Source organism: Aquincola tertiaricarbonis (assembly GCF_023573145.1).
In the GTDB taxonomy this organism is placed as follows: domain Bacteria; phylum Pseudomonadota; class Gammaproteobacteria; order Burkholderiales; family Burkholderiaceae_C; genus Aquincola; species Aquincola tertiaricarbonis_B.
This window is the reverse complement of sequence record NZ_CP097635.1, coordinates 1,676,637-1,702,473: the sequence shown is the minus strand read 5'-3', so window position 1 is coordinate 1,702,473 and position 25,837 is coordinate 1,676,637. Positions and strand designations below refer to the sequence as shown.

26 protein-coding genes are annotated in these 25,837 nt (G+C 71.2%); 8 read left to right on the top strand and 18 right to left on the bottom strand.

Features of this window, described 5'->3' with window-relative positions:
• Positions 1-122 precede the first annotated feature (122 nt).
• From MW290_RS07865 to MW290_RS07845, 5 genes are read left to right on the top strand one after another with little or no spacing between them, the layout of a single operon-like run.
• Complete coding sequence (locus MW290_RS07865) at positions 123-1,355, top strand: CaiB/BaiF CoA transferase family protein (RefSeq protein WP_250194127.1); 1,233 nt, start codon at positions 123-125, stop codon at positions 1,353-1,355.
• The gene (locus MW290_RS07860) at positions 1,352-2,227 is read left to right on the top strand and encodes a fumarylacetoacetate hydrolase family protein (RefSeq protein ID WP_250194126.1); all 876 of its coding nucleotides are present in this window, start codon (positions 1,352-1,354) and stop codon (positions 2,225-2,227) included. The genes MW290_RS07865 and MW290_RS07860 overlap by 4 nt, the downstream gene beginning before the upstream one ends.
• A gap of 55 nt (positions 2,228-2,282) precedes the next feature.
• On the top strand, positions 2,283-3,275 hold the full coding sequence (locus tag MW290_RS07855) for a tripartite tricarboxylate transporter substrate binding protein (protein WP_250194125.1): 993 nt from the start codon (positions 2,283-2,285) through the stop codon (positions 3,273-3,275).
• A gap of 22 nt (positions 3,276-3,297) precedes the next feature.
• A complete protein-coding gene (locus MW290_RS07850) occupies positions 3,298-3,846 on the top strand; it encodes a VOC family protein (protein ID WP_250194124.1) in 549 nt (182 codons plus the stop codon).
• A gap of 20 nt (positions 3,847-3,866) precedes the next feature.
• The gene (locus MW290_RS07845; RefSeq protein ID WP_250194123.1) at positions 3,867-4,100 is read left to right on the top strand and encodes a tautomerase family protein; all 234 of its coding nucleotides are present in this window, start codon (positions 3,867-3,869) and stop codon (positions 4,098-4,100) included.
• Between the two features lie 27 nt (positions 4,101-4,127).
• Here MW290_RS07845 and fahA read toward each other — a convergent pair whose 3' ends face one another.
• The 15 genes from fahA to MW290_RS07770 form a co-directional block, all read right to left on the bottom strand.
• A complete protein-coding gene (fahA, locus tag MW290_RS07840) occupies positions 4,128-5,447 on the bottom strand; it encodes a fumarylacetoacetase (protein ID WP_250194122.1) in 1,320 nt (439 codons plus the stop codon).
• A gap of 11 nt (positions 5,448-5,458) precedes the next feature.
• The gene (locus MW290_RS07835) at positions 5,459-6,265 is read right to left on the bottom strand and encodes a cyclase family protein (protein ID WP_250194121.1); all 807 of its coding nucleotides are present in this window, start codon (positions 6,263-6,265) and stop codon (positions 5,459-5,461) included.
• A gap of 33 nt (positions 6,266-6,298) precedes the next feature.
• On the bottom strand, positions 6,299-7,054 hold the full coding sequence (locus MW290_RS07830; protein ID WP_250194120.1) for an ABC transporter permease: 756 nt from the start codon (positions 7,052-7,054) through the stop codon (positions 6,299-6,301).
• Complete coding sequence (locus MW290_RS07825; protein ID WP_250194119.1) at positions 7,051-7,803, bottom strand: ABC transporter permease; 753 nt, start codon at positions 7,801-7,803, stop codon at positions 7,051-7,053. The genes MW290_RS07830 and MW290_RS07825 overlap by 4 nt, the downstream gene beginning before the upstream one ends.
• The gene (locus MW290_RS07820) at positions 7,803-8,567 is read right to left on the bottom strand and encodes an ABC transporter ATP-binding protein (protein ID WP_250194118.1); all 765 of its coding nucleotides are present in this window, start codon (positions 8,565-8,567) and stop codon (positions 7,803-7,805) included. The genes MW290_RS07825 and MW290_RS07820 overlap by 1 nt, the downstream gene beginning before the upstream one ends.
• Positions 8,568-8,579: 12 nt before the next feature.
• On the bottom strand, positions 8,580-9,521 hold the full coding sequence (locus tag MW290_RS07815; RefSeq protein WP_250194117.1) for an ABC transporter substrate-binding protein: 942 nt from the start codon (positions 9,519-9,521) through the stop codon (positions 8,580-8,582).
• Positions 9,522-9,579: 58 nt separating this feature from the next.
• On the bottom strand, positions 9,580-10,272 hold the full coding sequence (locus tag MW290_RS07810) for a TetR/AcrR family transcriptional regulator (RefSeq protein WP_250194116.1): 693 nt from the start codon (positions 10,270-10,272) through the stop codon (positions 9,580-9,582).
• A gap of 69 nt (positions 10,273-10,341) precedes the next feature.
• Complete coding sequence (locus MW290_RS07805) at positions 10,342-10,704, bottom strand: GNAT family N-acetyltransferase (RefSeq protein ID WP_250194115.1); 363 nt, start codon at positions 10,702-10,704, stop codon at positions 10,342-10,344.
• Positions 10,650-11,951, bottom strand: coding sequence for an acyltransferase family protein (locus MW290_RS07800; RefSeq protein WP_250194114.1), 1,302 nt, complete (start codon positions 11,949-11,951; stop codon positions 10,650-10,652). The genes MW290_RS07805 and MW290_RS07800 overlap by 55 nt, the downstream gene beginning before the upstream one ends.
• Complete coding sequence (locus MW290_RS07795; protein WP_250194113.1) at positions 11,948-12,469, bottom strand: GNAT family N-acetyltransferase; 522 nt, start codon at positions 12,467-12,469, stop codon at positions 11,948-11,950. The genes MW290_RS07800 and MW290_RS07795 overlap by 4 nt, the downstream gene beginning before the upstream one ends.
• A gap of 62 nt (positions 12,470-12,531) precedes the next feature.
• Positions 12,532-12,972, bottom strand: coding sequence for a hypothetical protein (locus tag MW290_RS07790; RefSeq protein ID WP_250194112.1), 441 nt, complete (start codon positions 12,970-12,972; stop codon positions 12,532-12,534).
• Between the two features lie 230 nt (positions 12,973-13,202).
• Positions 13,203-13,424: a hypothetical protein gene (locus MW290_RS07785; protein ID WP_250194111.1), complete on the bottom strand. Its 222-nt coding sequence runs from the start codon at positions 13,422-13,424 to the stop codon at positions 13,203-13,205.
• A gap of 56 nt (positions 13,425-13,480) precedes the next feature.
• Positions 13,481-15,334: a thiamine pyrophosphate-requiring protein gene (locus tag MW290_RS07780; protein ID WP_250194110.1), complete on the bottom strand. Its 1,854-nt coding sequence runs from the start codon at positions 15,332-15,334 to the stop codon at positions 13,481-13,483.
• 25 nt (positions 15,335-15,359) lie between these two features.
• Positions 15,360-17,087, bottom strand: coding sequence for a RecQ family ATP-dependent DNA helicase (locus MW290_RS07775; protein ID WP_250194109.1), 1,728 nt, complete (start codon positions 17,085-17,087; stop codon positions 15,360-15,362).
• Positions 17,084-17,491 (bottom strand): hypothetical protein, encoded by a 408-nt coding sequence (locus MW290_RS07770; RefSeq protein WP_250196703.1) that lies wholly within the window; start codon positions 17,489-17,491, stop codon positions 17,084-17,086. Before MW290_RS07770 ends, MW290_RS07775 begins: the two co-directional genes overlap by 4 nt.
• An 80-nt stretch (positions 17,492-17,571) precedes the next feature.
• Here MW290_RS07770 and MW290_RS07765 point away from each other — a divergent pair, with 80 nt between their 5' ends.
• Together MW290_RS07765 and MW290_RS07760 are read left to right on the top strand one after the other, a co-directional pair.
• Complete coding sequence (locus MW290_RS07765) at positions 17,572-18,900, top strand: response regulator (RefSeq protein ID WP_250194108.1); 1,329 nt, start codon at positions 17,572-17,574, stop codon at positions 18,898-18,900.
• A gap of 219 nt (positions 18,901-19,119) precedes the next feature.
• Entirely contained in the window at positions 19,120-19,323 is a 204-nt protein-coding gene (locus MW290_RS07760; RefSeq protein ID WP_250194107.1) for a hypothetical protein, read from the top strand.
• A gap of 1 nt (position 19,324) precedes the next feature.
• Here the strand turns inward: MW290_RS07760 and MW290_RS07755 are convergent, their stop codons facing one another.
• Complete coding sequence (locus MW290_RS07755) at positions 19,325-21,892, bottom strand: hybrid sensor histidine kinase/response regulator (protein ID WP_250194106.1); 2,568 nt, start codon at positions 21,890-21,892, stop codon at positions 19,325-19,327.
• A 213-nt stretch (positions 21,893-22,105) separates the two neighbouring features.
• Between MW290_RS07755 and MW290_RS07750 the strand changes: the two genes are divergently transcribed.
• Entirely contained in the window at positions 22,106-23,518 is a 1,413-nt protein-coding gene (locus MW290_RS07750) for a sigma-54-dependent transcriptional regulator (RefSeq protein WP_250194105.1), read from the top strand.
• On the opposite strand, the gene rpoN is transcribed toward MW290_RS07750, so the two are convergent.
• Positions 23,515-24,996, bottom strand: coding sequence for an RNA polymerase factor sigma-54 (gene rpoN, locus MW290_RS07745; protein ID WP_250194104.1), 1,482 nt, complete (start codon positions 24,994-24,996; stop codon positions 23,515-23,517). The two genes, MW290_RS07750 and rpoN, sit on opposite strands and share 4 nt — an antisense overlap.
• Positions 24,997-25,162: 166 nt before the next feature.
• A complete protein-coding gene (locus MW290_RS07740; protein ID WP_250194103.1) occupies positions 25,163-25,588 on the bottom strand; it encodes a response regulator in 426 nt (141 codons plus the stop codon).
• Positions 25,589-25,837 lie beyond the last annotated feature (249 nt).

Genomic DNA, 25,837 nt, shown 5'->3' with positions numbered 1-25,837 from the left:
GTGGAGGGGCGAAGGTAGAGCGCTGACCTGTGAGTTTGATGCACAGGTGAGTGAAAACAAATCGATTGTTCTCCCAGGGGGCCGCCCCTAGAGTGCACACGCCACTTGACCAAACCGTATAGATGACACAAGACCGGCCTTCTCCCCGTTCGCTGCAGCACCTGCGCGTGCTCGACCTTTCGCGCGTGCTGGCCGGGCCCTGGGCCAGCCAGATGCTGGCCGACCTGGGCGCCGAGGTGCTGAAGATCGAGCACCCCGCGCATGGCGACGACACACGCGGCTGGGGGCCGCCCTTCGTGGCCGATGAAGCGGGCGCGCACCGCGAGTCGGCCTACTTCCTGTGCGCCAACCGCAACAAGCGGTCGGTGGCACTCGACATCGCCACGGCCGAAGGCCAGGCCGCCGTGCGGGCGCTGGTGCTGCAGTCGGACGTGCTGATCGAGAACTTCAAGGTGGGCGGCCTGGCCAAATACGGGCTGGACTACGCCAGCCTGTCGGCCCTGAACCCGCGGCTGGTGTACTGCTCGATCACCGGCTTCGGGCAGACCGGCCCCTACGCGCAGCGCCCCGGCTACGACTTCATGATCCAGGGCCTGGGCGGCCTGATGAGCCTGACCGGCGTGCCCGATGGTGAACCCGGCGCGGGGCCGATGAAGGTAGGCGTCGCCCTCACCGACGTGCTCACCGGCCTGCATGCAGTCACCGGCATCCTGGCGGCGCTGGCCTGGCGCGACCGCTCCGGCCAGGGCCAGCACGTGGACCTGGCGCTGCTGGACGTGCAGGTGTCCTGCCTGGCCAACCAGGCGATGAACTACCTGGTCACCGGCCAGTCACCGGCGCGGCTGGGCAACGCCCATCCCAGCATCGTGCCGTACCAGAGCTTTCCCACGGCCGATGGCGACCTGATCCTGGCGGTGGGCAACGACACGCAGTTCGCGGCCTTCTGCCGCGTGGCCGGCCACCCCGGGTGGGCCGCCGATGAACGCTTTGCCACCAATGCCGCGCGCGTGCGCCACCGCGCCACGCTGGTGCCGCTGCTGCGGCAGGCCACCGTGATGCGCAGCACCGCCGAATGGATCACGCTGCTGGAGGCGGCCAACGTGCCCTGCGGCCCGATCAACACGCTGGAACAGGTGTTCGCCGACCCCCACGTGGTGGCGCGCGGCCTGCGTGTGGAACTGCCGCATGCACAGCTGGGCACCGTGCCCGGCGTGGCCAGCCCGCTGCGCCTGTCCAAGACCCCGGTGCGCTACGACCATGCCGCGCCCACGCTGGGCGCCGACACCCAGGCGGTGCTGCAGGCCCTGGCGCCCGGCGCCCCCACACCCACCAAGCAGGAGACCACCACACCATGAAGCTGCTGTCCTTCGAACATGCCGGCCGCGCCAGCTGGGGCGCCGTGCTCACCACGCCCACCGGCGACCAGGTGGCCGACCTGGGCCGCTACCTGCCGCAGTACCCCACGCTGCAGGCCTACATCGCGGCCGGCCGGCTGGACCAGGCCGCGGCCGATGCTGCCGCCGCAGGCCCCAGCCTGCCGCTGGCCGCCATCCGCTACCTGCCGGTGATCACGCAGCCCGAGAAGATCGTCTGCGCCATCCGCAACTACCACGACCATCACCGCGAGGTGGTGGCCGCCGGGCTGGACCGTGAGCTGTCGGCCCACCCGCCGATCTTCCTGCGCGTGTGGCGCTCGCAGACGGCGCATGAGGGCCCCATCGTGCGGCCGCACTGCTCCGATTCGCTGGACTGGGAAGGCGAGCTGGCCGTGATCATCGGCAAGGAGGGCCGCAACATCTCCGAGGCGCAGGCACACGCCCACATCGCCGGCTACTCGATCTACAACGACGCCAGCATCCGCGAGTGGCAGTTCCATGCCAAGGCCATCGCCGCCGGCAAGAACTTCGAATCGACCGGCGCCTTCGGCCCCTGGATGGTGACGGCCGACGAGATCGCGCCCGACCGCCCGCTGGCGCTGCAGACGCGTCTCAATGGCGAGGTGATGCAGCGCACCCGCACCGACAACATGATCTTCTCGGTGGCGCAGCAGATCGCCTATGCCTCCACCATCTTCACGCTGGTGCCGGGCGACGTGATCGTGACCGGCACGCCGGGCGGCGTGGGCTGGAGCAAGAAGCCGCCGCGCTTCATGGTGCCCGGCGACGTGGTGGAGGTGGAGATCGAAGCCATCGGCGTGCTGCGCAACACCATCGTGCAGGCGGACTAGCCACCGCAGCCGAACCCGCCTACCCCACACACAACAACAACCACCGGAGACAAGCATGACCGTTCACGTCATGCGCCGACGCCTGCTCGGCGCACTGGGGCTGGCCGCGCTGCCGCTGCCCGCGGCCTGGGCCAACGGCGGCCCGGCCTACCCCACCCGCCCGCTGCGCCTGATGCACGGCTTTGCGCCCGGCGGCAATGCCGACACGGTGGCGCGGCTGCTGGGGGCCGCTTTGCAGCCGCAGTTGGGCGCCATGATCAACGTGGAGCCCAAACCCGGTGCCGGCGGCACGCTGGCCGCCGACGCCGTGGCCAAGTCCAGGCCTGACGGCTACACGCTGCTGCTGGCCACCGGTGGCCATGCCATCGCCGCCGCGCTGTACGACAAGCTGCCCTACGACACGCTCAAGGCCTTCCAGGCCATCTCGTCGGTCACCACCTTTCCGTTCCTGGTGGTGGTCCATGCACAGTCGCCCTGGCGCAGCCTGCCGGAGCTGCTGACCGCGGGCCGGGCCAAGGGCGCGGCGCCGCTCACCTACGGATCGGCCGGCGTGGGCACCGGCCAGCACCTCACCGGCGCGCTGCTGGCCCACAAGGCCGGCCTGGCCGCCACCCACGTGCCCTACCGCGGCGATGCGGCCTCGGTCACCGCGGCGCTGGGGCGCGAGGTGGACTTCATCCTGGTGCCCGCCACGGCCGCGCTGCAGCACATCGCGGCCGGCAAGCTGCGGGCGCTGGCGGTCTCGGGCCGCAGCCGCTGGAGCGGCCTGCCCGAGGTGCCCACCGTGGCCGAGCAGGGCGTGGCCGACTTCGACGTGCGCTCATGGACCGGTCTGCTGGCCCCGGCTGGCACGCCGGCCGCGGTGGTCGAACGGCTGCAGGCCGCGGTGAAGACGGCGCTGGCCGATCCCGCGCTGCGGCAGAAGCTGGCCGAGTCCACCGGCGGCGAGGTGGCCGCGGGCACGCCGGAGGAGCTGCACGCCACCATCGCGGCCGACGTGCAGCGCTGGACCGCGCTGGTGCGCGAGGCGAGGATCGAGAAGGATTGAGAGAACCTGTGAAAGACGACCGATGAAAGTGACCCGCCCCACCCCCGCCCATGTGGGCATCTACGTCTACGACCTGGACCGCATGGTCGACTTCTACACCTCGGTGTTCAAGCTCACCATCACCGACGAAGGCGTGGGCAAGAACTTCGGCCACCGGCTGGTGTTCATGAGCGCCACCGAAGACCAGCACCACCAGCTGGTGCTGTCGGCCGGCCGCAGCGAACGATCGCCCGACAGCACGGTGATGCAGCTGTCCTTCCTGGTGCCCGACCTGGCCGAGCTGCGCGCCAACCGCGACCTCGCGCAGGCCAAGGGCGCCACCGAACTGCGGCCCATGAACCATGGCAATGCCTGGTCGCTGTACTACTTCGACCCCGAGCGCAACCGGGTGGAGGTGTACCTGGACACGCCCTTCTACGTGGCCCAGCCCTATGGGACGCCGCTGGACCTGGACCAGAGCGAAGCCGAGCTGCTGGCCGTCACCGAACGCATGGTCAAGGACGACCCGACCTTCATGCCGCTGGATCAATGGCAGGCCCGCTTCCGCCAGCGCGGCCCCGGTCGGCCCTGACACCGAACGAGGCGCACAACATGCCTTTCATCGACGTGAAGATCCTCGAAGGCGTGCTGGACCATGCCCAGCACCAGGCCCTGATGGCCGAGATCACCGAAGCCGTGGTGCGGGTGGGTGGCGAAGCCATGCGCCCGATGACCCGCTGTGTGGTGCAGGAAATCCGCAGCGGGCTGTGGAGCGTGGGCGGCAAGCCGCTTGTGCCACCCACGCCACCCACACCACCCACACCCCCTGCAGCCCACTCGGGCTGACGGCGGGCAAGCCGCCCGCCTTGACCCTCACCCCAGGGCCGGCAGCACCGTGCCCTGGCAGCTGCCGAAGCCGATGCGCGCCGCGCCCGGCTGCTCGCACCAGCCGCGCAGAATGACGGCATCGCCGTCCTGCAGGAAGCGGCGCTCTTCGCCGGTGGCCGGCAGGGGCACCGGCAGCGCACCGCCGCGGCTCAGTTCCACGATGGCACCGGCCTCACCGGCCGTGGGGCCGGAGATGGTGCCGGTGCCCATGAGGTCGCCGGGCGCCAGGTTGCAGCCATTGACGGTGTGCTGCGCCAGCATCTGCGCCACGGTCCAGTACTGGTGGCGGAAGCTGGTGGCGGTGATGCGGTCGCCGGGCAGGCCCCGTTCGCGCGCGGTGGCCGACTGCAAGCGCACCTCCAGCTGGATGTCGAGCCGGCCGTCGGCCCGCTCCTGCGGAGCGTCGAGGTAGGGCAGCGGCGCCGGGTCGGTGGCGGGCCGCTCGAAGGGCAGCCGGTACGGGGCCAGCGCCTCCATCGTCACCACCCAGGGCGAAATGCTGGTGCAGAAGTTCTTGCCCAGGAACGGGCCCAGCGGGTCCATCTCCCAGAACTGGTGGTCGCGGGCCGACCAGTCGTTGAGCAGGCACAGGCCGAAGAGCCGTTCGCGGGCCTCGGACAACTTCAGCGGCTGGCCCAGGCGCGTGCCGCGGCCGACGAAGAAGCCCAGCTCCAGCTCGAAGTCCAGCCGCGAGCAGGGGCCGTACACCGGCGCCGCGGCGCCAGGGGGGCGGGCCTGGCCCATCGGGCGGTGGAAGTCGGTGCCGCTGACCACCACGCTGGAGGCACGGCCGTGATAGGCGATCGGCAGCCACTTGAAGTTGGCGGTCAGCGGATCGTCAGGCCGCACCAGGTTGCCCATGTTCATCGCGTGGTGCACCGAGGTGTAGAAGTCGGTGTAGTTGCGCACCTCCACCGGCAGCTTCATGGTCACGCCAGCCTGCGGCACCAGGCAGGCGGCCACGGCATCGCGCAGCGCGGCCGGTGCATCGGCCTGCAGCAGCCGGAACAGGCCGTGCCGCAGCGCCCGCCAGGCCGGCTGGCCCAGCGCCATGAAGGCATTGAGCGTGGGGCCGGCCGCCACCTCGCAGGCGGCCTGGGCCGGCCCTTCCAGCACACGCGCGGCGGCCAGGTGGGCCAGGTCCAGCACCTGGTCGCCGATGGCCACGCCGCCGCGCGGCCGCTCGGCGCTGCCCGCCAGCGCGAAGATGCCGAAGGGCAGGTTCTGGATGGGGAAGTCGCCACCGGCGGCCTGGGCCGAAGCCACCCAGCTGGTGGCCTGCGGATCATGGGTGAAGTCGAGCATCTGGGGGCTCCTTAGACCGACGCCATCAGCGCGTCGTCGAAGATGGCCACCGCACGCGTCCAGCCGGCCGAGGCGCCGCGGATCTTGTGCGGAAAGCAGGAGATGAAGAAGCCGCTGGCGGGCAGCGACTCCAGGTTGTGCAGCTTCTCGAGGTGGCAGTAGCCGATGTCGCGGCCGGCCTTGTGGCCTTCCCAGATCAGCGAGGCATCGCCCGAGGCGCCGTACTTGCGCGCGGTGTGCTCGAAGGGGGCGTCCCAGCTCCAGGCGTCGGTGCCGGTGAGGCGGATGCCGCGTTCCAGCAGGTACATGGTGGCCTCGTAGCCCATGCCGCAGCCGGCCGACACGTAGTCGGGCTGGCCGTAGCGCGAGCCGGCGCGGGTGTTCACCACCACGATCTCCAGCGGTGTGAGCTGGTGGCCGATGCGGTCCAGCTCGGCCTGCACATCGGCGGCGGTGACCACGTAGCCATCGGGCTTGTCGCGGAAGTCCAGCTTCACGCCCGGCTGGAAGCACCATTCCAGCGGCACCTCGTGGATGGCGATGGACGGCTTCTTGTCGCCCAGGGCCTGGTCCATCGTGGAATGGAAGTGCCAGGGCGCATCGAGGTGCGTGCCGTTGTGGGTGGACAGCTGCACCTGCTCCACCGCCCAGCCTTCCCCATCCGGCAGGTCCTGCGGGCGCAGGCCGGGGAAGAAGGGCGCGATCTGCTCGAAGGTGTGCTGGTGGGTGAAGTACTGGATGCGCGGCGCCAGCGGCGGCGGATCACTCAGCACGTCGTTTTCAAGAAAGATGGACAGGTCGACGAATTGGCGCGGCATGGCAGCCCCGTGAGTTGGCAAGAAGAAACGCGGTCAGGGCTGCTGCCAGCGCAGCAGGCGTCGCTCGGCCAGCGCCAGCAGTGCGTTGGAGACGAAGCCGATGGCGCCCAGCAGCACGATGCCGGCGAACAGGTCGCTGGCGCGGAAGGCACGGGCCGCCAGCAGCAGCGCCTGACCCAGGCCGGGCTGCGAAGCGATCATCTCGCCCACCACCGCGACGATGAGCGACACGGTCAGCGCCAGACGGGTGCCGGCCAGGATGTCGGGCAACGCATGCGGCAGGCCCACCTTGAAGATGAACGCGCTGCGCGACAGCTGCAGCGCCGCTGCCACCTCGGTCAGGCGCACATGCAGGCTGGCAAAGCCCTGCACCGTGGACAGCAGCACCGGCCACATGGCGCCGAAGGCCACCACCGACAGCACCATGGCCGGCGACAGACCGAAGACCGAGATGGCCAGCGGCAGCACGGCCGAGGCCGGCAGGGGCCGCACGAATTCCAGCGTGGGCTGTATCCACGCACGTGCGGTGGGCGAGACGCCGATCAGCGCCCCCAGCACCACACCCAGCAGGCAGGCCAGCCCCCAGCCCAGCAGCATGCGCTGCACAGTGGCCGCCGCCGCGGTGGCCAGGTCGCCCTGCAGCAGCCCGGCATGCAGGCTGGCCAGCATGGCCTCGGGCGTGGGCACGAACACCGGGCTCAACCAGCCGCCATGGCTGGCCACCCACCACAGGCCGCCCAGCGCGGCCAGCACGGCCAGCGGCTCCAGGCCCGACACGAGTCGCTTCATGCCAGCTCTCCCATCCGGCGCGCGATGACCCGCTGCAGGGCCGAAGCACCTGCGTTGATGACGTAGCCGGTGAGGCCGATCCAGAACAGCCATCCGAGCATCAGCGCGGGGTCCAGGCTTTGCTGGGCGATCATGACCGCATAGCCCATGCCGTGCGGGTTGGCCGCGATCTCCACCGTCACCGCCACCACCAGCGCGATGGCCACGCCCAGCCGCAGCGCCACGAACAGCCGCGGCACCAGCGCCGGCAGCATGATCTTGGAAAAGCGCGCCCAGGCCGACAGCTGCAGCGCACGCGCCACCTCCAGCAGCCGAGGCTCCACCTGCCGCACGCCGGCCTGGGTGAGCACCAGCACCGGCCAGAAGCAGGCAAAGGCCACCACCGCGATCTCCATGCGCAGGCCGAAACCCCACAGCAGCATGGCCAGCGGAATCAGCGCCACCGAAGGCACGGGCCGCAGCAGCTCGATGCTCAGGAAGCTCATGCGCGCGGACCGCGGCGACAGGCCCAGCAAGGTGCCCAGCGGCACGCCCAACAGCCAGGCCAGGCCGAGCCCGGCGGCGGCACTGCCCAGCGTGAAGCCGGTGGCCGTGACCACCGAGCCATCGGCCAGCGCACCGGCCAGCGCGCGCAGCGCGGCCGTGGGCGGAGCCAGCGCATCACTGCTGCGGCCGACGGTGCGGGCCCACCATTCCAGCGCGGCCAGCAGCAGCGCCGGAAACACGAAGGGGCGTAGCAGGCGCAGCATCAGTGGTGCCCCAGGTACTGGTACAGCTCGCGCCGCAGGCGCAGGAACTCGGGGTGTTCCTTGGTGGCCAGCTGGCTGCGCGGGCGCGGTATGTCGACGTCGATCACCGCGGCCAGGCTGGGCTTGTCGGCCGTGGGATTGGCGCGCAGCGCCACCACGCGGTCGCCCAGGTAGATCGCCTCTTCCAGGTCGTGGGTGACGAACATCACCGTCAGGCCCTGCTCACGCACCAGCCGGGCCAGCTCGTCCTGCAGGCTCTCGCGGGTCATCGCATCCAGCGCGCCGAAGGGCTCGTCCATCATCAGCAGCGTGGGCTCCTGCGCCAGGCAGCGGGCGATCTGCGCGCGCTGCTGCATGCCGCCCGACAGCTGCGCCGGAAACTTGTCGGCATGCGCGGCCAGGCCCACGGTGGCCAACACGCGGTGGATGCGCTCTCGCCGCTGCGCGGCAGGCACGCCGGCCGCTTCCAGCGCCAGGCTCACGTTGCCGGCCACGGTGCGCCAGGGCAGAAGCGCACGGCCATAGTCCTGGAACACGAAGGCCGCCTCGCGGCTGGGGCCTTGCACCGGCTGGCCGGCCAACTTCACGCCGCCGGCCTGCGGCTGCACGAAGCCGGCCGCCGCGCGCAGCAGCGTGGTCTTGCCGCAGCCCGAAGGGCCGATCACGCAGACGAACTCGCCGCGCCGCAGCGACAGCGTGGTGGGGCTGAGGATCTCGCGCCGGCCCAGGGTGATGGCCACGCGCTCCAGGGTCAACAAGCTCATGGGCGCGCCCCTTCAACGCACGATCAGCCGCGCCACGTCGGGCGTGGTCTTGAGCATGGCCTGCTCGCGCATCGCGTCCACCCAGTACTGCAGCTGCCGCTCCTGGATCACGGGGCTGGGCGGGTTGATCTGCATCGTGGCCAGCACCTCGGGCGGCAGCTTGATGTACTTGCCCATGTGCGCCCGCACCTTGGCGTCGTTCTTCGGCTCGCGCAGGAAGGTGGCGGCCTGCACCAGCGACTCGCGGAAGGCCTTGACCGCCGCTGCGTTGCGCTCGGCCCAGTCGCGCCGCGCGGTGTACAGGATGGTGGGCATGCCCTCGGGCTGGAAGGTGGTGTAGTAGCTGGCCACATAGCCCACGCCGCTGGCCACGATGCGCGAGAGGAAAGGGTCGGCCGTGACCACGCCATCGAAGGAGCCGCCGCGCAGCAGGTCGGCATGCTGCGGAAAGGCCGCTTCCACGAAGTTGACCTTGGTGTGGTCCACCCCGCTTTGCCGCAGCCAGGCACGGAAGGCCACGTGCAGGTAGGCGCCCAGGCCCGGCACGCCGATGCGCTTGCCCACGCAGTCCTGGGCGCTGCGGATGCCGCTGCCCGCCCGCGCCACGAAGGCCACGCCGGTGACCGACTTGCTGGTCATGCCGCCGCCGCCGATCACCACGTGGTCGAGCCCGCCGTCCACCGCCTGCAGGAACACCGAAGGCGTGGCGCCGCCGATCTGCAGCGAATCGGACTGCACGGCCGCCGGCATCGACGGGTTGAGCGGGATGAAGGTGGTGGCCACCTCCAGCCCGCGGGCGGCGAAGTAGCCTTCCTCCCGGGCGATGAACAGGGTGACGAAGTCGGCCACGGCGGTGAAACCGACGTTCACACGGGTGGGTGCCTGGGCCCGCGCACCCAGTGCGCCCAGGGCGCCGGTGGCGGCCAGTGCGGACAGCACGGCTCTGCGTTGCATGGTGTCTCCTCGGATCGGCAGCAGGGGGGGGCCGCTCTTGCCAGTCGGCCCTGGCGGCTCAGTCGGCCTTGGTGGCCGCGGCACGCGGCACGAAGGCCGCCCGCAGGCCGCCCACGATGTAGTTCTGCAGCAGACCGGCCACGGCCGGATCACCGGCGCGCGCCTGGCCGCGCGACAGGCGCTCGACGCGGTTGTCGCTCAGGTGGTGCAGCAGCGTGCCCAGCATGAACTGGTAGGCCCAGGCGGCGGTGGCCCGATCGGCCCCGGGCAGCAGCTGCTCCAGCGCGTCGATGTAGGCATGGGCCAGCGGGTCGAAGTGGGCGCGCAGCACCTGCTCGGTCTCTTCGCGGGAGTGGTACAGCTCGCGCGCCACCAGCATCGCGTAGTACTCGCCTTCAGGGCTGGCCCGCAGCTTGAGCACCGGCGTGGTGAAGGCCACCACCAGCCGCTGCAGGCGCTGGCGCGGCGGCGCAGCCATGGCTTCGTTCAGGCCGACCAGGCGCTCTTCGAGCGTCTTGCTCCAGTGCTGGAAGATGGCCTGGAACAGCTCGTGTTTCTGGCCGTAGTAGTAGCCCACCAGGGCCAGCGGCACGCCGGCCTCCTCGGCAATCTGGCGCAGCGAGACGGCGTGGTAGCCGTGGCTGGCAAACAGCTTTTCGGCGGCCAGCAGGATGGCCTGCTTGCGGTCTGGGCGTTCAGGCGGCGCGTCTTCGACGACGGCAGCGGCAGCTCGGGTGCGGGTTCGGCTCATGCTGCGCATTGGACGGTTGTGCAAGCTTGTTGTACAACCGTACAAACCCTGGGCCGGTGAACTTGAAAGTCATCGGTGCCTGGCGGCCAAAGAGGCGCCCGTCTTGCCCGCCGCAGCAGCCACCAGGTCGGCCACCGATGCGGTGAACTCCACGCCCTTGTCGTTCTCGCGCGTGATGGCAAAGCCCAGCCGCGCATGGAAGGCCATCGACAGCCGGTTGGTCTTGTACACGTGGCTTTGCAGCGTGACGATGCCGCGGCGATGCGCGATGGCCAGCAGCTGCTGCAGCAGCGCACGCACCACGACGCCATGGCGGTGCGCCGGATGGGTGTTGAAGCCGGTGACGAACCACAGCCCCGGCTCCGCCCGCGGCTGCATCATCGCGTAGCCGACCAGCACGCCGCCGCGGCGCACCACCGCCACCTCGGACACGGCCAGCGACTGCGCGAGGGTCTCCCGCCAACGCGCCGCATCCATACGGTCGCCCGCCTGTTCGGTGTGGGCCTGCAACGTGAGCAGGTCGAGGTCGAGGACCTCTTGCAGGTGCAGGGATTTCGCCATGGACGCTTGGGGCGCAGGCGGTGCCGCAACCGCAGGAAGGGCGCTTCCACCGCCCGGTGCATCAGCGCCCCGGCCAGCAGGGCCGCGCCGCCATACGCCGCGAAGGCCAGCAGGCCGGTGCCCGCCAGGCGGTCGCCCCAGTGGAGCTGCACCAGGTGGTAGGCGGCCTTGTGCACCAGGTACAGGCTGTACGAGATGCCGGCCAGGAAGCCCGCCAGAGGCAGCCGGCAGCGGCCCACCACACTGTCGGGTTGCGCCGCGGCAAACACCAGCAGCCCGCAGGCCAGTGACAGCACCGGCCATCCCACCGAGTTGCCCAGCAGGCCCGTGCGATCGCGAAACAGCCAGAACGCGCACGCCAGCGCCCCCAGGCCGGCCAGCGCACTGACCGCCGCATGGCGCCGAGCGGCCTGCCAGGACAGAGGCCGAAAGGCGCGCCAGGCCGCCAGCGCCACGCCGCACAGCAGGCCGTCGAGCCGGTTCCAGGTGGGGTAATAGAGGTCTTCGACGAACCAGTTGTGCGTCATCGCCGGGTCGGCGGCCATGCCGCGCCACCACACCCCGCTGCGCAGCACGATGCCGCCCAGCACCACGGCCGCGCCGGTCCATAGCCAGGCGCGCGCCGCGAAGCGGCGCCGCAGACCCAGGGCCAGCGCCGGAAACAGCCAGTAGAAGTGCTCTTCCACGCACAACGACCAGGCGTGCGAAAACGCGGAGCGATGGTCATAGTCGATGTTCAGGTTCAGGCTGAAGGTCAGGAACTTCCACCAAGGCTCCAGGCCGGGCGCCTCGCGGAAGTCGGGCCACAACTGGTACAGCGCCAGCGTGGCCAGGTAGGCGGGCAGGATGCGCAAGGCGCGGCGCAGGTAAAAGTCGCCCAGCGGCAACGGCCCGCCCCGTGCCAGCGGCAACAACACCTGCAGGCCGATGAGGTAACCGCTGAGCACGAAGAACAGGTCGACACCCATCCAGCCGTAGCGCGACAACCAGGACCAGTCGGGACCGAGGCCGCCGACCACCCACGAATGGAACAGCATCACCCAGACGATCGCCAGCCCCCGCAGCACATCCAGTCCGGGCACGCGCTGCGCCGCGTGCATCGAAGGCGCGGCGGTCACGCGACGATGTAGGCGTACATCACGGTGTCGATCACCTGCCCGTCCTTGGTGACGCTGCTTCGCAGCACGCCTTCACGCGCAAAACCAAGCTTCTCCAACACACGCATCGACGCCGGGTTCCACGCAAAGACCGGCGCCTGCAAGCGCACGAAGCGCCGGGTCTGCATCAAGTGCTGCTGGAAGGCGGCCGCGGCAGCAGTGGCCAGCCCACGGCCCCACAACGCCTCACCGAGCCAGTAGCCGAAGTCCGCGGTGCCCATCGAGATGCCGTGCCCGGCAATGGCACCCACGCCGCCGACCGCTTGTCCCTCATGCTCGATGGCCAGGTGCAGGCTGTGCGGGTCGGCGCCGGACAAGGTCAGCCACTGCTGGGCGTCGGCCAAGGTGTAGGGATGAGGGAAGGTGTGCGTGAGATTGCGCCACACCCGGCGGTTGTTGGCATGGTGCACGAGAGATGGCTGGTCGCCGTCTCGCCACGGACGAAGCACGCAGTGCGGGTGGGCGGTGGGCAGGATCATGGGCGTGGTGTCTGGGGCTTGATGCCGGCGCCGCTGCGGCGCGCCGCAGGTAGAGCCGGCGGCTACCAGTGACGCTCACGCCCGCCGTGGCCGGAGTGGCGGAACCTCAGCAATTCCAGCAGCGCCCCGGTGGGCATGTCGTCGTTGAGCGCGCGGACCAAGTGCTCGTGAAGCAGTGCCAAAAGCGCTGAGGCGCACAGTGGCTGCGACGGGTAGTAGTCACCGAACCAGCGGGCCACCTCGTCAGACGGCAAGGGGCACTCGTCCAGCAGCAGTTCGGCCAGCAGGGCCACGCTACCCTGGCGGACCTCCAGGGCCAGGTCGAGCGTCTTTGTCAACAGTTGGCGCCCGGCTGCGTCCTTCGGATCGAACGACGGCGCGATGACCGTTGCCAATGCCTGCGGCGCAAAGGCCGCAAACGCGATCGAGGCCGCAGCGCGTCGCTGCCTGGCCGCTTCGGCCGCCTGCACCGCAGCGGCCTGCTGCTCCGCGGTGCCGTACATCAGCTCCCAATCGTCGGAACTGCCCCCGATGTGTCCCATGGCAGGCCGGTCAAACCCTGTCGCGTTGTCCGGTCGGGGTCAGCCCCGCGAGAGTCAGCCTGGCAGCAGTCGGCAGGCAACGGCGAGGGGTCAGTCGCATGGGCGGGGCGCGCGGGCGCGTCAGGTGAGGGCGGTCGGCCGCCATTCTGCATCTCGGCGCCGCCTCTGGGGGCGTCGACACCCCCGGGTTTTCAGCCTTCCCGGCCGCCCGCGCCGCTGCCCGGCGCCTGGGTCACCGCACCGCCGCAGCCCATGGCCCATTCGCGCAGCTCCTCGGCCAGCACGGTGTGCTTGTCGCGCTCGGCGAGGTCGATCAGCTGGCGGGCATTGGCTTCGGTCACCTTCTCGCGACCCACGCCCTTGACCAGTTCCTGGTAGATGGCGTTCACGTCCTGAGTGTCGGCTTGGCTCATGGGATCTCCTTGGTTGAGCATGGGGGATCCCGGCAGGCGGCAACCGCCGTGCCTCGTCACCGGCCGCTGGGCTCGTCCCGCAGGTCTTCCGCTCGCCCGGCGGCATCGGCCGGCGTGACACCGTGGCGCCCCGGCGCCACGCCTGCCCACCACTGGCGCAGGGTGGCCACCATCACCTGGCGGGCGTCGGGGTCGCCATGGAACAGTGCGCTCAGGTACGAGGCCACCTGCTTGGCCGGGATGTGGGGCGGCAGCGGCGGCACGTTGGGGTCCACCACCATCTGCAGCACCGTGGGCCGGTCGGCGGCCAGGGCCTGTTCCCAGGCCAGGCCGATGTCGTCCGGGTTGTCCACCCGCAGGCCGTTGAGGCCCAGCAGGCGGGCGTACTCGGCATAGCTGAAGCCGGGTAGCGTCTGTGACGGCTCGAACTTGGGGTCGCCCGCGGTGGCGCGCTGCTCCCAGGTCACCATGTTCAGGTCGCGGTTGTCCAGCACCATCACCACCACGCGCGGGTCGGTCCAGCGGCGCCAGTGGTGGGCCAGGGTGATGAGGGCATTGAGGCCGATCATCTGCATGGCGCCGTCGCCCAGCAGGGCCACCACCGGCCGCGCCGGGTGCGCGAACTTGGCGGCGATGGCGTAAGGCAGCGCCGCGCCCATGCTGGCCAACCCGCCCGAGAGCGACCCCATCATGCCGTGGCGCACCTTCAGGTCGCGCGCATACCAGGCGGCGCTGGTGCCCGAATCGCAGGCCAGGATCACGTCCGACGGCAGCCGGGGCGACAGCTCCCAGAACACGCGCTGCGGGTTCATCGGCTGGGCCGGGGCCATCGCGCGGGCCTGCATCACGTCCCACCAGCGGGCCACGCTCTTGACGATCTGGTCGCGCCAGGCGCTGTCGGCCCGCGGCTTGAGCAGCGGCAGCAGCGCTCGCAGCGTCAGCGCGCTGTCGCCGGCCAGGCTCACCTCCATCGGGTAGCGCAGCGCCAGCTGGCGCGGGTCGACGTCGATCTGCACGCCGCGGGCCTGGCCTTCCTTGGGCAGGTACTCGCTGTACGGAAAACTCGATCCGATCATCAGCAGCGTGTCGCAGCCCTCCATCATTTCCCAGCTGGGGCCGGTGCCCAGCAGGCCGATGGCGCCGGTGACGTAAGGCAGGTCGTCGGGCAGGGCGCACTTGCCCAGCAGGGCCTTGGCCACGCCAGCGCCCAGGCGGTCGGCCACCAGCTGCAGCTCGTCGGCCGCGTGCAGCGCACCGGCACCCACCAGGATGGCCACCTTGCGCCCGGCATTGAGCACCGCCGCGGCGCGGGCCAGCTCGGTGGCCGGCGGCACCGCCGCCACGCCGGTGTGGCCGATGCCGCTGTGCACCGTGCCATGCTCGCGCGGCGGCTCCAGCACCTGGGGCAGTTCCTGCACGTCGTTGGGCACGATGACGCAGGTGACGGTGCGCTGGTCGCGCGCGATGCGCACGGCGCGGTCGATCACGTGGCGGGCCTGCTCGGCCACCATCACGGTCTGCACGTAGGCGCCGGCCACGTCCTTGAACAGCGCGGGCAGGTCCACCTCCTGCTGGTAGTCGCCGCCCAGGGCGCTGCGCGCCTGCTGGCCGACGATGGCCACCACCGGCTGGTGGTCGGCCTTGGCGTCGTACAGGCCGTTGAGCAGGTGGATGGCGCCCGGGCCCGAGGTGGCCATGCACACCCCCACCTCACCGGTGAACTTGGCATGGGCGGTGGCCATGAAGGCGGCCAGCTCTTCATGCCGGGCCTGCACGAATTCGATGTCGCCTTCGCGCCGGCCGAAGGCGCCGATCAGGCCGTTGATGCCGTCGCCGGGGTAGCCGAAGACGCGGCGCACGCCCCAGGCGTGCAGGCGTTGCAGGAGGTGGTCGCTGACGGTGGGTTTCATCGCAGGTATCAGGTGTTGGGTGGCATCAGGCGGCAGCGGCACGGCGCGCGGCGCGGGCCGGCTTGACGAAATCGGGATGGAAGCTGCGCTCGGCGCCACCGGGGAAGCGGATGGTCAGGCTGCTGCCGTCACCGCTGACCACTTCGCCCAGGCCGTAGCGGCGCACGCGCACCGGCGTGCCGGCGGCCATCACGCGGATGGGCTCGGCCGAGGGCGTGGGCACGCCCTGCGCCGCTTCGGCCGCGCGCAGCGCCTCGAAGGCCTGCAGCCGCTGACAGCTGTCGCAATGGCCGCAGGTGGGGTGCTCGGCCGCGGGCTCGAAGTGGCGCAGCAGCAGCTGCCAGCGGCAGGTGCCGCTCTGGGCATAGGCCACCATGGCTTCCAGCTCGGCCTTGTCGTGCTCGCGGCGCTGCTCGCAGGCCTGCAGCACGCGGTTCAGCGCGGCATCGGCCAGGCGGCGGCCGGCGCTGCGCCAGCCGCCCTGGGCATTGCGGCGGGCCAGCCGTTCACCGGCCAGCAGGTTGAGGATGCCGCGCACCCGGGCCGGCGGCAGGTCGGTGGCCTCGGTCATCGCTTCCAGCGGCAGCGGCGCATCGGCCTCGGCCAGCTGCTGCAGCACGGCGGCCACGGCCTCGCGGTCGGGGTAGCGGCCGGCCATGAAAAACTGCTGCACGCTGCGGTCACCGCGCAGGTACAGCAGCACGCAGTCGGCGTCTTCGCCGTCGCGGCCGGCGCGGCCGGTCTCCTGGTAATAAGCGTCCAGGCCCGGCGGCAGCTGCAGATGCAGCACCAGGCGGATGTCGGGCTTGTCGATGCCCAGGCCGAAGGCCGGCGTGGCCACCATCACCCGCACGCCGCCTTCCAGGAAGGCGTCCTGCACGCGGTGGCGATCGGCCGCATTCATGCGGCCGTGGTACAGGCCGTAGGCCTCGGGCGGCTCGCCCGCCTCGATCGCGGCTTGTTGCAACAAGGCGTGCACGGTCTCGGCCTCGCGCACGGTGGCGGCATACACGATGGCGGCGCCCGCGGTGCCGCGCACCAGGGCCAGCGCGCGCTGGCGCTTGTCGTCCTCGTCGGCCTGCGGCTCCACGCGGTAGTGCAGCTTGGGCCGGTAGACGCCGGCACGCAGCAGGCCCTCGGCGGGTATGCCCAGCTGCTGCATCACCTCGTCGGCCACCTCGGTGGTGGCAGTGGCGGTAAGCGCCAGCACCGGCGGTTCGTCCAGCGCGCGGCGCAACGGCGCCAGCTCCAGGTAGGCGGGCCGAAAGGCATGGCCCCACTGGGCCACGCAATGGGCTTCATCCACCACCAGCAGGCCCACCTCGCGCCCGGTAGACACCACCTCGGCAAAGCCGGGCTCGGCCGCACGCTCCGGCGTGGTGAACACGATGCGGGCGCTGCCGTCGGCCACCGCGGCTTCGGTAGCGGCCAGCTCTTCGGCCGACAGCCCGCTGTGCCAGGCCACGGCCTCGACCTGCCGCTCGCGCAGCGCGTCGCACTGGTCCTTCATCAACGCGATGAGCGGCGAGACGACCAACGTGCGCCGCTCGTCCATCAAAGCGGGCAGTTGGTAGCACAAGGATTTGCCGGCGCCGGTGGGCATCACCGCCAGCGTGGGCTGGCCCCGCAACACCCGGGCCACCACGGCGCCTTGGCCGGGGCGCAGCTTGCTCAGGCCGAACACCTCGCGCAACAGGCGACGCGCGGCGGCCGGCAGCCGCGCAGGGCCGGGTCGGGCAGGCTCTGCGCTCAATGGTCCAGCTCCGCCTGGCGGCCCGACATCGCCCGCAGCAGGCTGCGGCGGTAGGTGGAAGGCCGCTCGAAACGCGGCACGCGACCTGCCAAGGGCTGAGTCATCATACGACCATGCTCCGCAGCCTTTTCCTCCCCCCGCCCTGCGGCCGCCCGCGTCACCTCGGGGGGCATGTCGGGTGCCGGCCCCGGGGCAGGACCGGGCGTGGGCGCCGGTTGCTGGCCGGGCAGCGGGTCGCCGATCGGCGGCACGCCGGTGGGCAGGTCAGGCGGTGGCGGCGGGGGCATCACCGGCTCGGGCGGCTCGATGTGTGCGCGCAAGGGCATGGCGGGCCGCAGTGCCGGCCGGGGCGCCAGCACGGCGCGCGCAGCTTGCGGAAGAAGGTAGGCGGGACAGGCGCGCATGGTGCAAGGCTCCGTGGGTTCACAACCGGCTTGGCTGCCCAGCCCTGGTGGCAAAGCCCGTTCCTCCCCACCCCGGCCGCATGACCGACACCCTGCTGTCGCGGCTGTTGGCCCTCGCGCTGCGCGAGTGGATGCCGCTGTTCAAGGCCCAGCGCATCAGCTACGGCCTGGACGACCGCACCAGCGGCTGGCGCGTGGCCGGCCCGCCCGGCGGGCTGGAAAGCCCATTGTCGGAGGTGCGGGCGCTGAACTGCAGCCTGCACCGGCTGCTGGGGGCCAGCGCCGAGCTGCTGGGCCCGGGCGGGCTGATCGAGTTCGGCGCGCAGGCCGTGGCCGAGCCTGAGCCGGGGCAAGGCTGCCGGCTGCACTGGCGCATCACCGCCCAGCCCGAGCGCCGCGGCCACCGCAGCTTCGAGCAGGCGCTGGAGCGACTGAACCTGGCCGCGCTGCGCGTGGGCACCGGCCCCGGGGCCGCCTGTGCGGTGGGCCACGGCCTGTGCCCGGCCTCCCGCGCGCCGCTGGCACTGGCCTGGCAGCCGCAAGGCTTCGAGCTACATGCGAGTTACCGGCTGCAGCGGGCGTGGCAGCGGCCGGTGGCGCCGCAGCCCGCCTTGGGCAGCCGCCACCTGTGGCTGGTGCAACCCGATGCGGTGATGGCGGCCTCCTTGGCGCGCGAGGCCTCGCGCCAGGGCTGGACGGTGGCCACGCTGGTGGATGGCCAGCAGGTGCTGCGCCGGCTGGCCGGAAATCCGCAGCGCGAGCCCCTGCCCGACCTGCTGCTGGTGTTTCCCGAGCCGGGCACGCCGGCCTCGCTGCTGCAGCAGATCCGCCGCGCGCTGCCGCCGCGCACGCTGGCCATGGCGGCGGTGGAAACCGGCTCGCTGTGGCTGGGCCACCCGGACACCCTGCCCGGCTACCAGGTGTGCTGCCACCCGATGTCGGCGGCCGACTGGCAGGCCTGGGACCGCCTGCTGCGCCAGCCGCCGCCGCGCCCGCCCCAGGGCGGCGACGGCCCGACCCGGCAAGCCGGCCGCGTGCTGGTGGCCCAGCACGACGACGTGCCCCGCTGCCTGACGCAATCGCTGCTGCAGGCCATGGGCTATGAAGTGCATGCGGCGCGCGACGCGGTGCAGGCCCTGGACATCTGCCTGCGGCTGGCGCCCGCGGTGATGCTGCTGGACCCCGCGTTGCCCGGCGCCGAAGGCGAAGGTCTGGTGCAGCGGCTGCGCAAGCTGCAGCGCACCGGCTTGGCCGCCCCATGCCGCATCGTGTTGCATGCGGCGGTGCAGGACGGTGCATACGCCTGCCTGGCCTATGGCGACGAGGTGGACGGCTTCGTGCCGCAGCCGGTGTCACTGCTGACGCTGCGCAGTGAGATCCGGCGGTGGACAACGGCCTACCAGCACTGAAGTGAGGGCTGGCGGCCGTCACACCTGTCATCTTGGCGGGCAACTAGCCGGGTTTGCGGCAAAACGGACGGGTCTGGCGAGGTAACCCGCCTCTGCGCAGCTGGCAGAGCACCGCCGGAGGGGCTCCAGCGGGTGCCGGCATCCTTCGGCCGGACACGGGTGCGTGACAGGCGGTAAGCGGAAACCCTGACTAGGCATCGCCCTTGCATGTTGCGGTGCATGAACATCCAGCCCACCCTCTCGCCTGCCACCCATCCCGCTGTCGTGCATGGCGCGTCGGAGCATGTCTCCGGCGGCACGAACGAGTGGATGACCGAAGGACTTCGCAGTGCCATCGAGCGTGTGAACGCCTGGCACTGGCAGCATGAGCAGCAACGGCTGCAATCGCTGGCCGACCCGGCCGACGCCAGCGACCTGGGTTGATTCAGCGGTCGTCGAACAGCTCGCGCAGTCGGTCGAAGTCGACCGGTTTCGTGAGGTGGGCGTCGAAGCCTGATTGCAGGGCCTGCCGGGTGTTGGTCACCATGCCATAGCCCGACAGCGCGATCAGCCGCCCGGCGTAGCCCGCGGCGCGGCTGCGGCGGGCCACCTCAAAGCCGGTGAGCTTGGGCAGGCCGATGTCCACCACCGCCACTTCGGGCAGCTGCTGCAGCAGCAGGGCCAGTCCCTGCTCACCGTCGGCGGCGGTGCTCACGCGGTGACCGTCCAGCTCCAGCACGGCTTTCAAAGCTTGCAGCGCGTCGTCGTTGTCTTCCACCAGCAGCACGGTGCGGCCGCGCAGCTGGCTGGGCTGGCCCCGCGCATCCGGCGGCGGCGGCGAAGGAATGCGCGGCAGCCGCACGCGGAACACGCTGCCCTCACGCGGGCCGCCCGGCTCGCCGCTGCCCGCAGGCGCGCTCTCCGCCGTCACGCTGCCGCCGTGCAGTTCCACCAGGCGCTTGACCAGCGTCAGCCCCACACCCAGCCCGCCCGCGCGGCGGTCCAGCGAGCGCTCGCCCTGCACGAAGAGGTCGAAGGCCCGCGTCAGCAGCTGCGGCGGAATGCCCACGCCGTTGTCGCGCACCTCCAGCACCGCCTCCTGGCCCTCGGCCGCCACCCGCACCTGCACATGGCCGCCGGGCGGCGTGTACTTCAGCGCATTGGTCAGCAGGTTGCCGGCCACCTGCTCGATGCGAATGCTGTCGGCGTCCACCCACACTTCCTGCAGCTCGGTGCTCAGCGTGTGCTCGCGGGTGTCGCCCGACAGCCGCATGGTGGCCACCAACGCGGCCACCAGCTTGCCCAGGTCCAGCGGCCGGCGCTCCAGCACCACCTTGCCCGAGGCCACGCGCGCCATGTCCAGCAGGTCGTCCATCAAGTGCGCCAGGTGGCGGGTCTGGCGGCTGATGATGTCGCGCGCGTCGTCGGCCCGCTCACCGCCGCCGCCCAGCAGCTTGAGCACCTCCACCGCCGAGGCCACGGCATTGAGCGGGTTGCGCAGCTCATGGCCCAGCATGGCCAGGAACTCGTCCTTGGCCTGGTTGGCCTGCTCCGCCTCGCGCCGGGCGGCCTGCTCCCGCTCCACCAGCGCCGTGCGTTCGCGGTCGATGTCCAGCAGCCGGGCTTCGGCGCGCTTGCGGTCGGTGATGTCCAGCACCGCACCGATGGCCCCGCGCGAGCGGCCATCCGTGTCCAGCAGCGGCACCGTCTGCATGATGACGAAGCGCGCAGGCGCATGGCCGGCGCGCAGTTCCAGCTCGGCCGCCGGCACCGGCAAGCCGGTGCGCGCAGCCACCGCCAGCGGCAGCTCGGGGCCCATCAGCAGCCGGCCGTCCTGCAGCACGTCCACCGGCGCCCCCTCGGCGCCGGGCGGGCCGCGCATCATGTCGTCGAGCGCGCGGTTGCGCAGCACCTTCTGGCATTGCGCGTCCTGCGCAAAGGCCAGGCCGATGGGGCTGCCGCGGAACAGCGCCTCGAACTCATCGGCCTGGCGCTGCAGCCGCAGCCGGGCCGCCGCCTCTTCCTGGCGCGCCGTCATCACCGCATCGCGCAGCGCCTCGATCTCGCGCACCGGCGCCGGGTGCGGCCGGCCATCGGCGGCCAGGCCGTCGCCTGCAGCGCCCAGCGCCAGCAGCGGCCCGGTGACGCGGCGTGCCATCCACAGGGCCATGGCCACGCCCAGCAGCAGGCACAACGCGGCGGTGCCCACGGCGGTGAACAGCGCCCGGCGGTGCTGCTGCTCGATGGGATCGGACAGCACGCCCACGGCCACGCCCCAGGCGGTACCACCCACCGCATGCCAGCCCACCACCGTGGCATCGCCCTCCAGCAGCACGGTGCGGTGCACGCCCGAAGCGCGCTGGCCCATCGCCGCCACCGCGGACGCCGGCAGCGGCTGACCCACGGCCCGTTCGGGCGCCCGGGTGCGGGCGATGATGCGGCGCCCGCCATCGAACAGCGCGGCATAGCCGCCCAGCGGCTCACCCACCCGGCCCAGCATGGCCTGCCAGTGCGCCACGTCGATCCACGCCGCCAGGCGGTGGCCGCCCTGCAGCGCCACGCTCACCACCACCGCCCGCCGCCCCTGCGACTCCACCAGATCGGACACATGCTGCGCCCCCAGTGCATCGGGCGCCGGCTCGCCAGGCAGCGGCCACGGCTGGCCGGCCAGCGGCACCAGCACCCGGCCCTGCGGATCGGCGATGAACAGCGACTGCCAGCTGGACCGGGTGCGCGGCCTTTGCTGCAGGTGCTCACCCAACGCCTGCAGATCGCCGGGCGGCGCATCTTCGGCCAGCAGTTGCAGCGCATCCAGCGAAGCCACCAGCTCACGGTCGATGCTTTCGGCCATCACGGCCGAGGTGCGCAACAGCGAATCGTTCAGGCGCTCCGACTGCGCCCGTGCATCGCGCAGGATCTGCAGCGACATGAACACGGCCATCGGCACGCTGGCCAGCAGGATCATGGCCACCAGGTATGAACGCAACGAGGCCACGGGCCAGCGGAAGGTCATGGGCAACAAGGCCGGCAAGAGGGTTGAAAAAGGGCGGCGTTGGGGGCAATCGGCATGCCCGCCCAGGCAGGCATGACAAGTTGTTTCAACGCGCCTGGACTGATGCCCCGCTTGTAAACGAACCGCTTATGCTGCATGCCCCGGAGCCGGCCCGCCGCACCGGCGGCAGCCCCTTCTTCCCTTTCTTCCAAGCAGTACCGGAGGAGTTTCCCGATGAGCCACGCCCTGATCGTTGAAGACGACGCGGACGCGGCACGCATGATGGCAGCGCTGGTGGCCGAGCATCAGTTCAGCGTGGCCACCGCCGGTTCCTTGCGCGATGCGCGGCGCCAACTGGCCATGCAGCGGCCCGACGTGGTCTTGCTCGACCTGCAGCTGCCCGATGGCAGCGGCATGGACCTCTTCGAGACGCCGGAGCTGATCCGGCATTCCGAGGTGGTGCTGATCACCGGACACGCCAGCCTGGAGACGTCCATACAAGCGCTGCGGCTCGGCGCGGCCGACTACATCACCAAGCCGGTGAGCAAGCGGCAGCTGCAGGGCATCCTCTCGCGCGTGATGCGGCCCGATGCGCTGCAGGCCGAGATCGGCCAGATGGAAGCCGAATGGGCCCGCAGCGGCCACTTCGGCCACCTGTGGGGCCGCAGCGCGGCCATGCAGCGGGTGTACCGGCAGATCGCGCGGGTGGCGGTCACGTCCATCAGCGTGTTCGTCACCGGCGAAAGCGGCACCGGCAAGGAAGTGGTGGCCCGCTCGGTGCACGACCTGAGCCGCCGCCGCGCGCGGCCCTTCCTGGCCGTGAACTGCGGCGCCATCTCGCCCAACCTGATCGAGAGCGAGATCTTCGGCCACGAGAAAGGCAGCTTCACCGGCGCCGACACGCAGCACCAGGGCTTCTTCGAGCGGGCGCACGGCGGCACGCTGTTCCTCGACGAGATCACCGAGATGCCGATCGAGCTGCAGGTCAAGCTGCTGCGGGTGCTGGAAACCGGCACCTTCATGCGCGTGGGCTCCACCCAGCTGCGCGAGGCCGACGTGCGCGTGATCGCCGCCACCAACCGCGCGCCCGAGCTGGCGGTGGCCGACCACAAGCTGCGCGAAGACCTGTTCTACCGCCTGAACGTGTTCCCGATCGAGCTTCCGCCGCTGCGCGAGCGGCGCGAGGACGTGCCGCTGCTGGCCGAGCACTTCCTGTCCGGCGTGTGCCAGCGTGAAGGGCAGGTGCGCCGCTTCACGCCGCAGGCCCTGCAGGCGCTGCAGGCCTACCGCTGGCCGGGCAACGTGCGCGAGCTGCGCAACGTGGTGCAGCGGGTGTACGTGATGGCCGATGGCGACGACATCGGCGACGACTGGCTGCCGCGCGACAGCGGCGTGCCGATGAGCGTGGCGGCGGCTACGGCCGAAGCGGCGGGCACCGTGCCGCCGGCCGTGCCCTCGCTGACGCTGCCGCTGGGCACCTCGATGGCCGAGGCGGAACGGCAGCTGATCCTTGCCACCTTCAAGCACTTCAACCACCACAAGGAGCGCACTGCCGCCGCGCTGGGGGTGAGCATGAAGACGCTGTACAACCGCCTGAAGGAATACGCCCGTGAGGGCGAATCGGCGGTGGCCACCGACCCTGACTAAGCGCCCGCGGCCTTGCGCCGGGCCGCCGGCTCGATGCGCAAGGCCTGCCGGTACTTGGTGACGGTGCGCCGCGCCACCCGCAGACCCTGCTGCCACAGCAGCTGGGTGATCTCGGTGTCCGACAGCGGATGTGTCGCCTTCTCGTCCGCGATGATGTCGCGCACCAGGCCGCGGATGGCGGTGGGCGACAGCGAGGCGCCGCTGGGCATCACCATCGCGCGCGAGAAGAAGTGCTTTAGCTCGAACACGCCGGCCGGCGTGGCGATGTACTTGTTGCTGGTGACGCGCGAGACGGTGGACTCGTGCACGCCCACCGCCTCGGCAATCTCCTTCAGGCCCAGCGGCTTCATCGCCATCTCGCCGTAGTCCAGGAAGTGGTGCTGGCGGTCGATCACCGCCTGCGCCACCGCCACGATGGTGGAAAAGCGCTGCTCCACGTTGCGCATGGTCCAGCGCGCTTCCTGCAGGTGGCTGGCCAGGTCGGGGCACGGCGCGCCGCGGTGGCGCTGGAACAGGTCCACCACCGTACTGTTCAGGCGCATCCGCGGCACCACCGCCGGGTTGAGCACCGCCACCCAGCGGCCACGGTAGCGGCGGGCGATGACGTCGGGCGTCACGTAGTGCACCGGCGGCGCCCCGAAGCGCCAGCCCGGCCGCGGGTCGAAGCGGCGGATGCGGGCACAGGCCGCTTCCACCTCGGCCAGCGCAAAGCCCAGCCGGTGGGCCAGCGTCTCGCAGTCACGCGTGCCCAGCAGGCGCAGCTGCTCGCCGATGATGCGGCGCGCCAGCGCCCGCTGGTGCGGGTCTTCGATCTCGCCGGTCTGCAGCAGCAGGCACTCCTGCACCGTGCGGGCGCCCACGCCCGCCGGGTCCAGCGACTGCACGCGGCGCACGGCGATGCGCACTTCCTCGTCCGTGGCCGGCGGGTCCAGCGCATCGTCGGCCGTCAGCTCGAAGGGGTCGGCGCGCAGGTAGCCGTCGTCGTCCAGCATTTCCACCAGCGCCTTGGCCAGGGCCATGTCGCGCTCACCCAGCGGCAGCAGATTCAGCTGGCCGTGCAGGTGGGTGTTGAGGCCGGTGCTGCTGGCCACCAGTTCGGTGGCCGACACTTCGCCGCCATCGCCCTTGGGCGCGCTGGGCAGGGCTTCGTTCCAGGTGCCGGCATCCGGCGGTGGTTCGCTGCTGCCGGCATCGTCCAGGCCGCCGTCGTCGCCGGTGGCTTCCAGCAGGCTGCCTTCGTCGCGGGCGCCTGCAGCGCCGCTGGCTTCCGCCAGCGGGTTGACCAGCGCGGTGAGCCCCGGCGACAAGGGCATCTCGTCGCCTTCTTCCTGCTCCAGGAAGGGGTTGCGACCCAGCGTCTCGGCCAGCGTCTGCGCGAAGTCGAGCGACGACATCTGCAACAGCCGAACGGCATGCTGCAGGCGCGGCGACAAGGCCTGGTGCTGCTGCTGGATGACACGAAGACTGCGGTCGGGCATGGGACAAGGTACTCCGGCGGGAGTCCTGCATTCCGCACCTTTCGTGCCGGGCCGCCAGCGCCCGCCCTTCCCTCTGTGTTGCCCTGCATCAAGCGCCGCAGCGGCACCTGAATTGCCGGAAGCCTGGCCCGAATTGCCGCAACCCAGGCGCGCGGCAGGCGCGCCGTCAGGCCTTGGTGGGCCGCGGCCGCGCCTGCAGCCGCTGGATGGTGGCTTCCAGCTGGTCGATGCCCAGCGGCTTGGTCAACACCGCGTCGAAGCCCGCCTCCACCACGTCGCGCGTGGCCATGGCGGTGAAGCCGGTGTAGGCGATGGCCAGCGGCTGGTCCAGCTCACGGTCGGCGCGCATCGCGCGCACCAGCTCCACGCCCGACATGCCCGGCATGCGCAGGTCGGACACCAGCACGTCGAAGTGCGCCTGGCGCAGCCGCTCCAGCGCGGTGAAGCCGTTGTCGGCCGTGTCTACCTGCGCGCCACACATCTCCAGCAGCGCAGCCATCGGCATCAGCGCATCTGCACAGTCATCGACCAGCAGCACATGCGCGCCCTGCAGCCCACCCGGCGGGTGGGGTGGCGCCTCGGCCTGCCTCATCGCGTTCTCCCTGGTCGCATTCCACGTTCACTTGCACATGCGCCGTGCGAGGCAGCGGCGCGTCATCGTCCAGCAGGCGCTCCCAGGCACCGCCGGCCTCGCCGAAGAGCAGGTCTTCGGCGCGGCCCGTGGCGCGCGTGTCGGGCGGGAGCGGGTTCATCTCCAGTTGCATGCCAGCGGCTTCGGCAATCAGCATGCCGGTCGGCTACATCGAGATACCAATGCCCGTGCGAACGCGGGACAGCACCA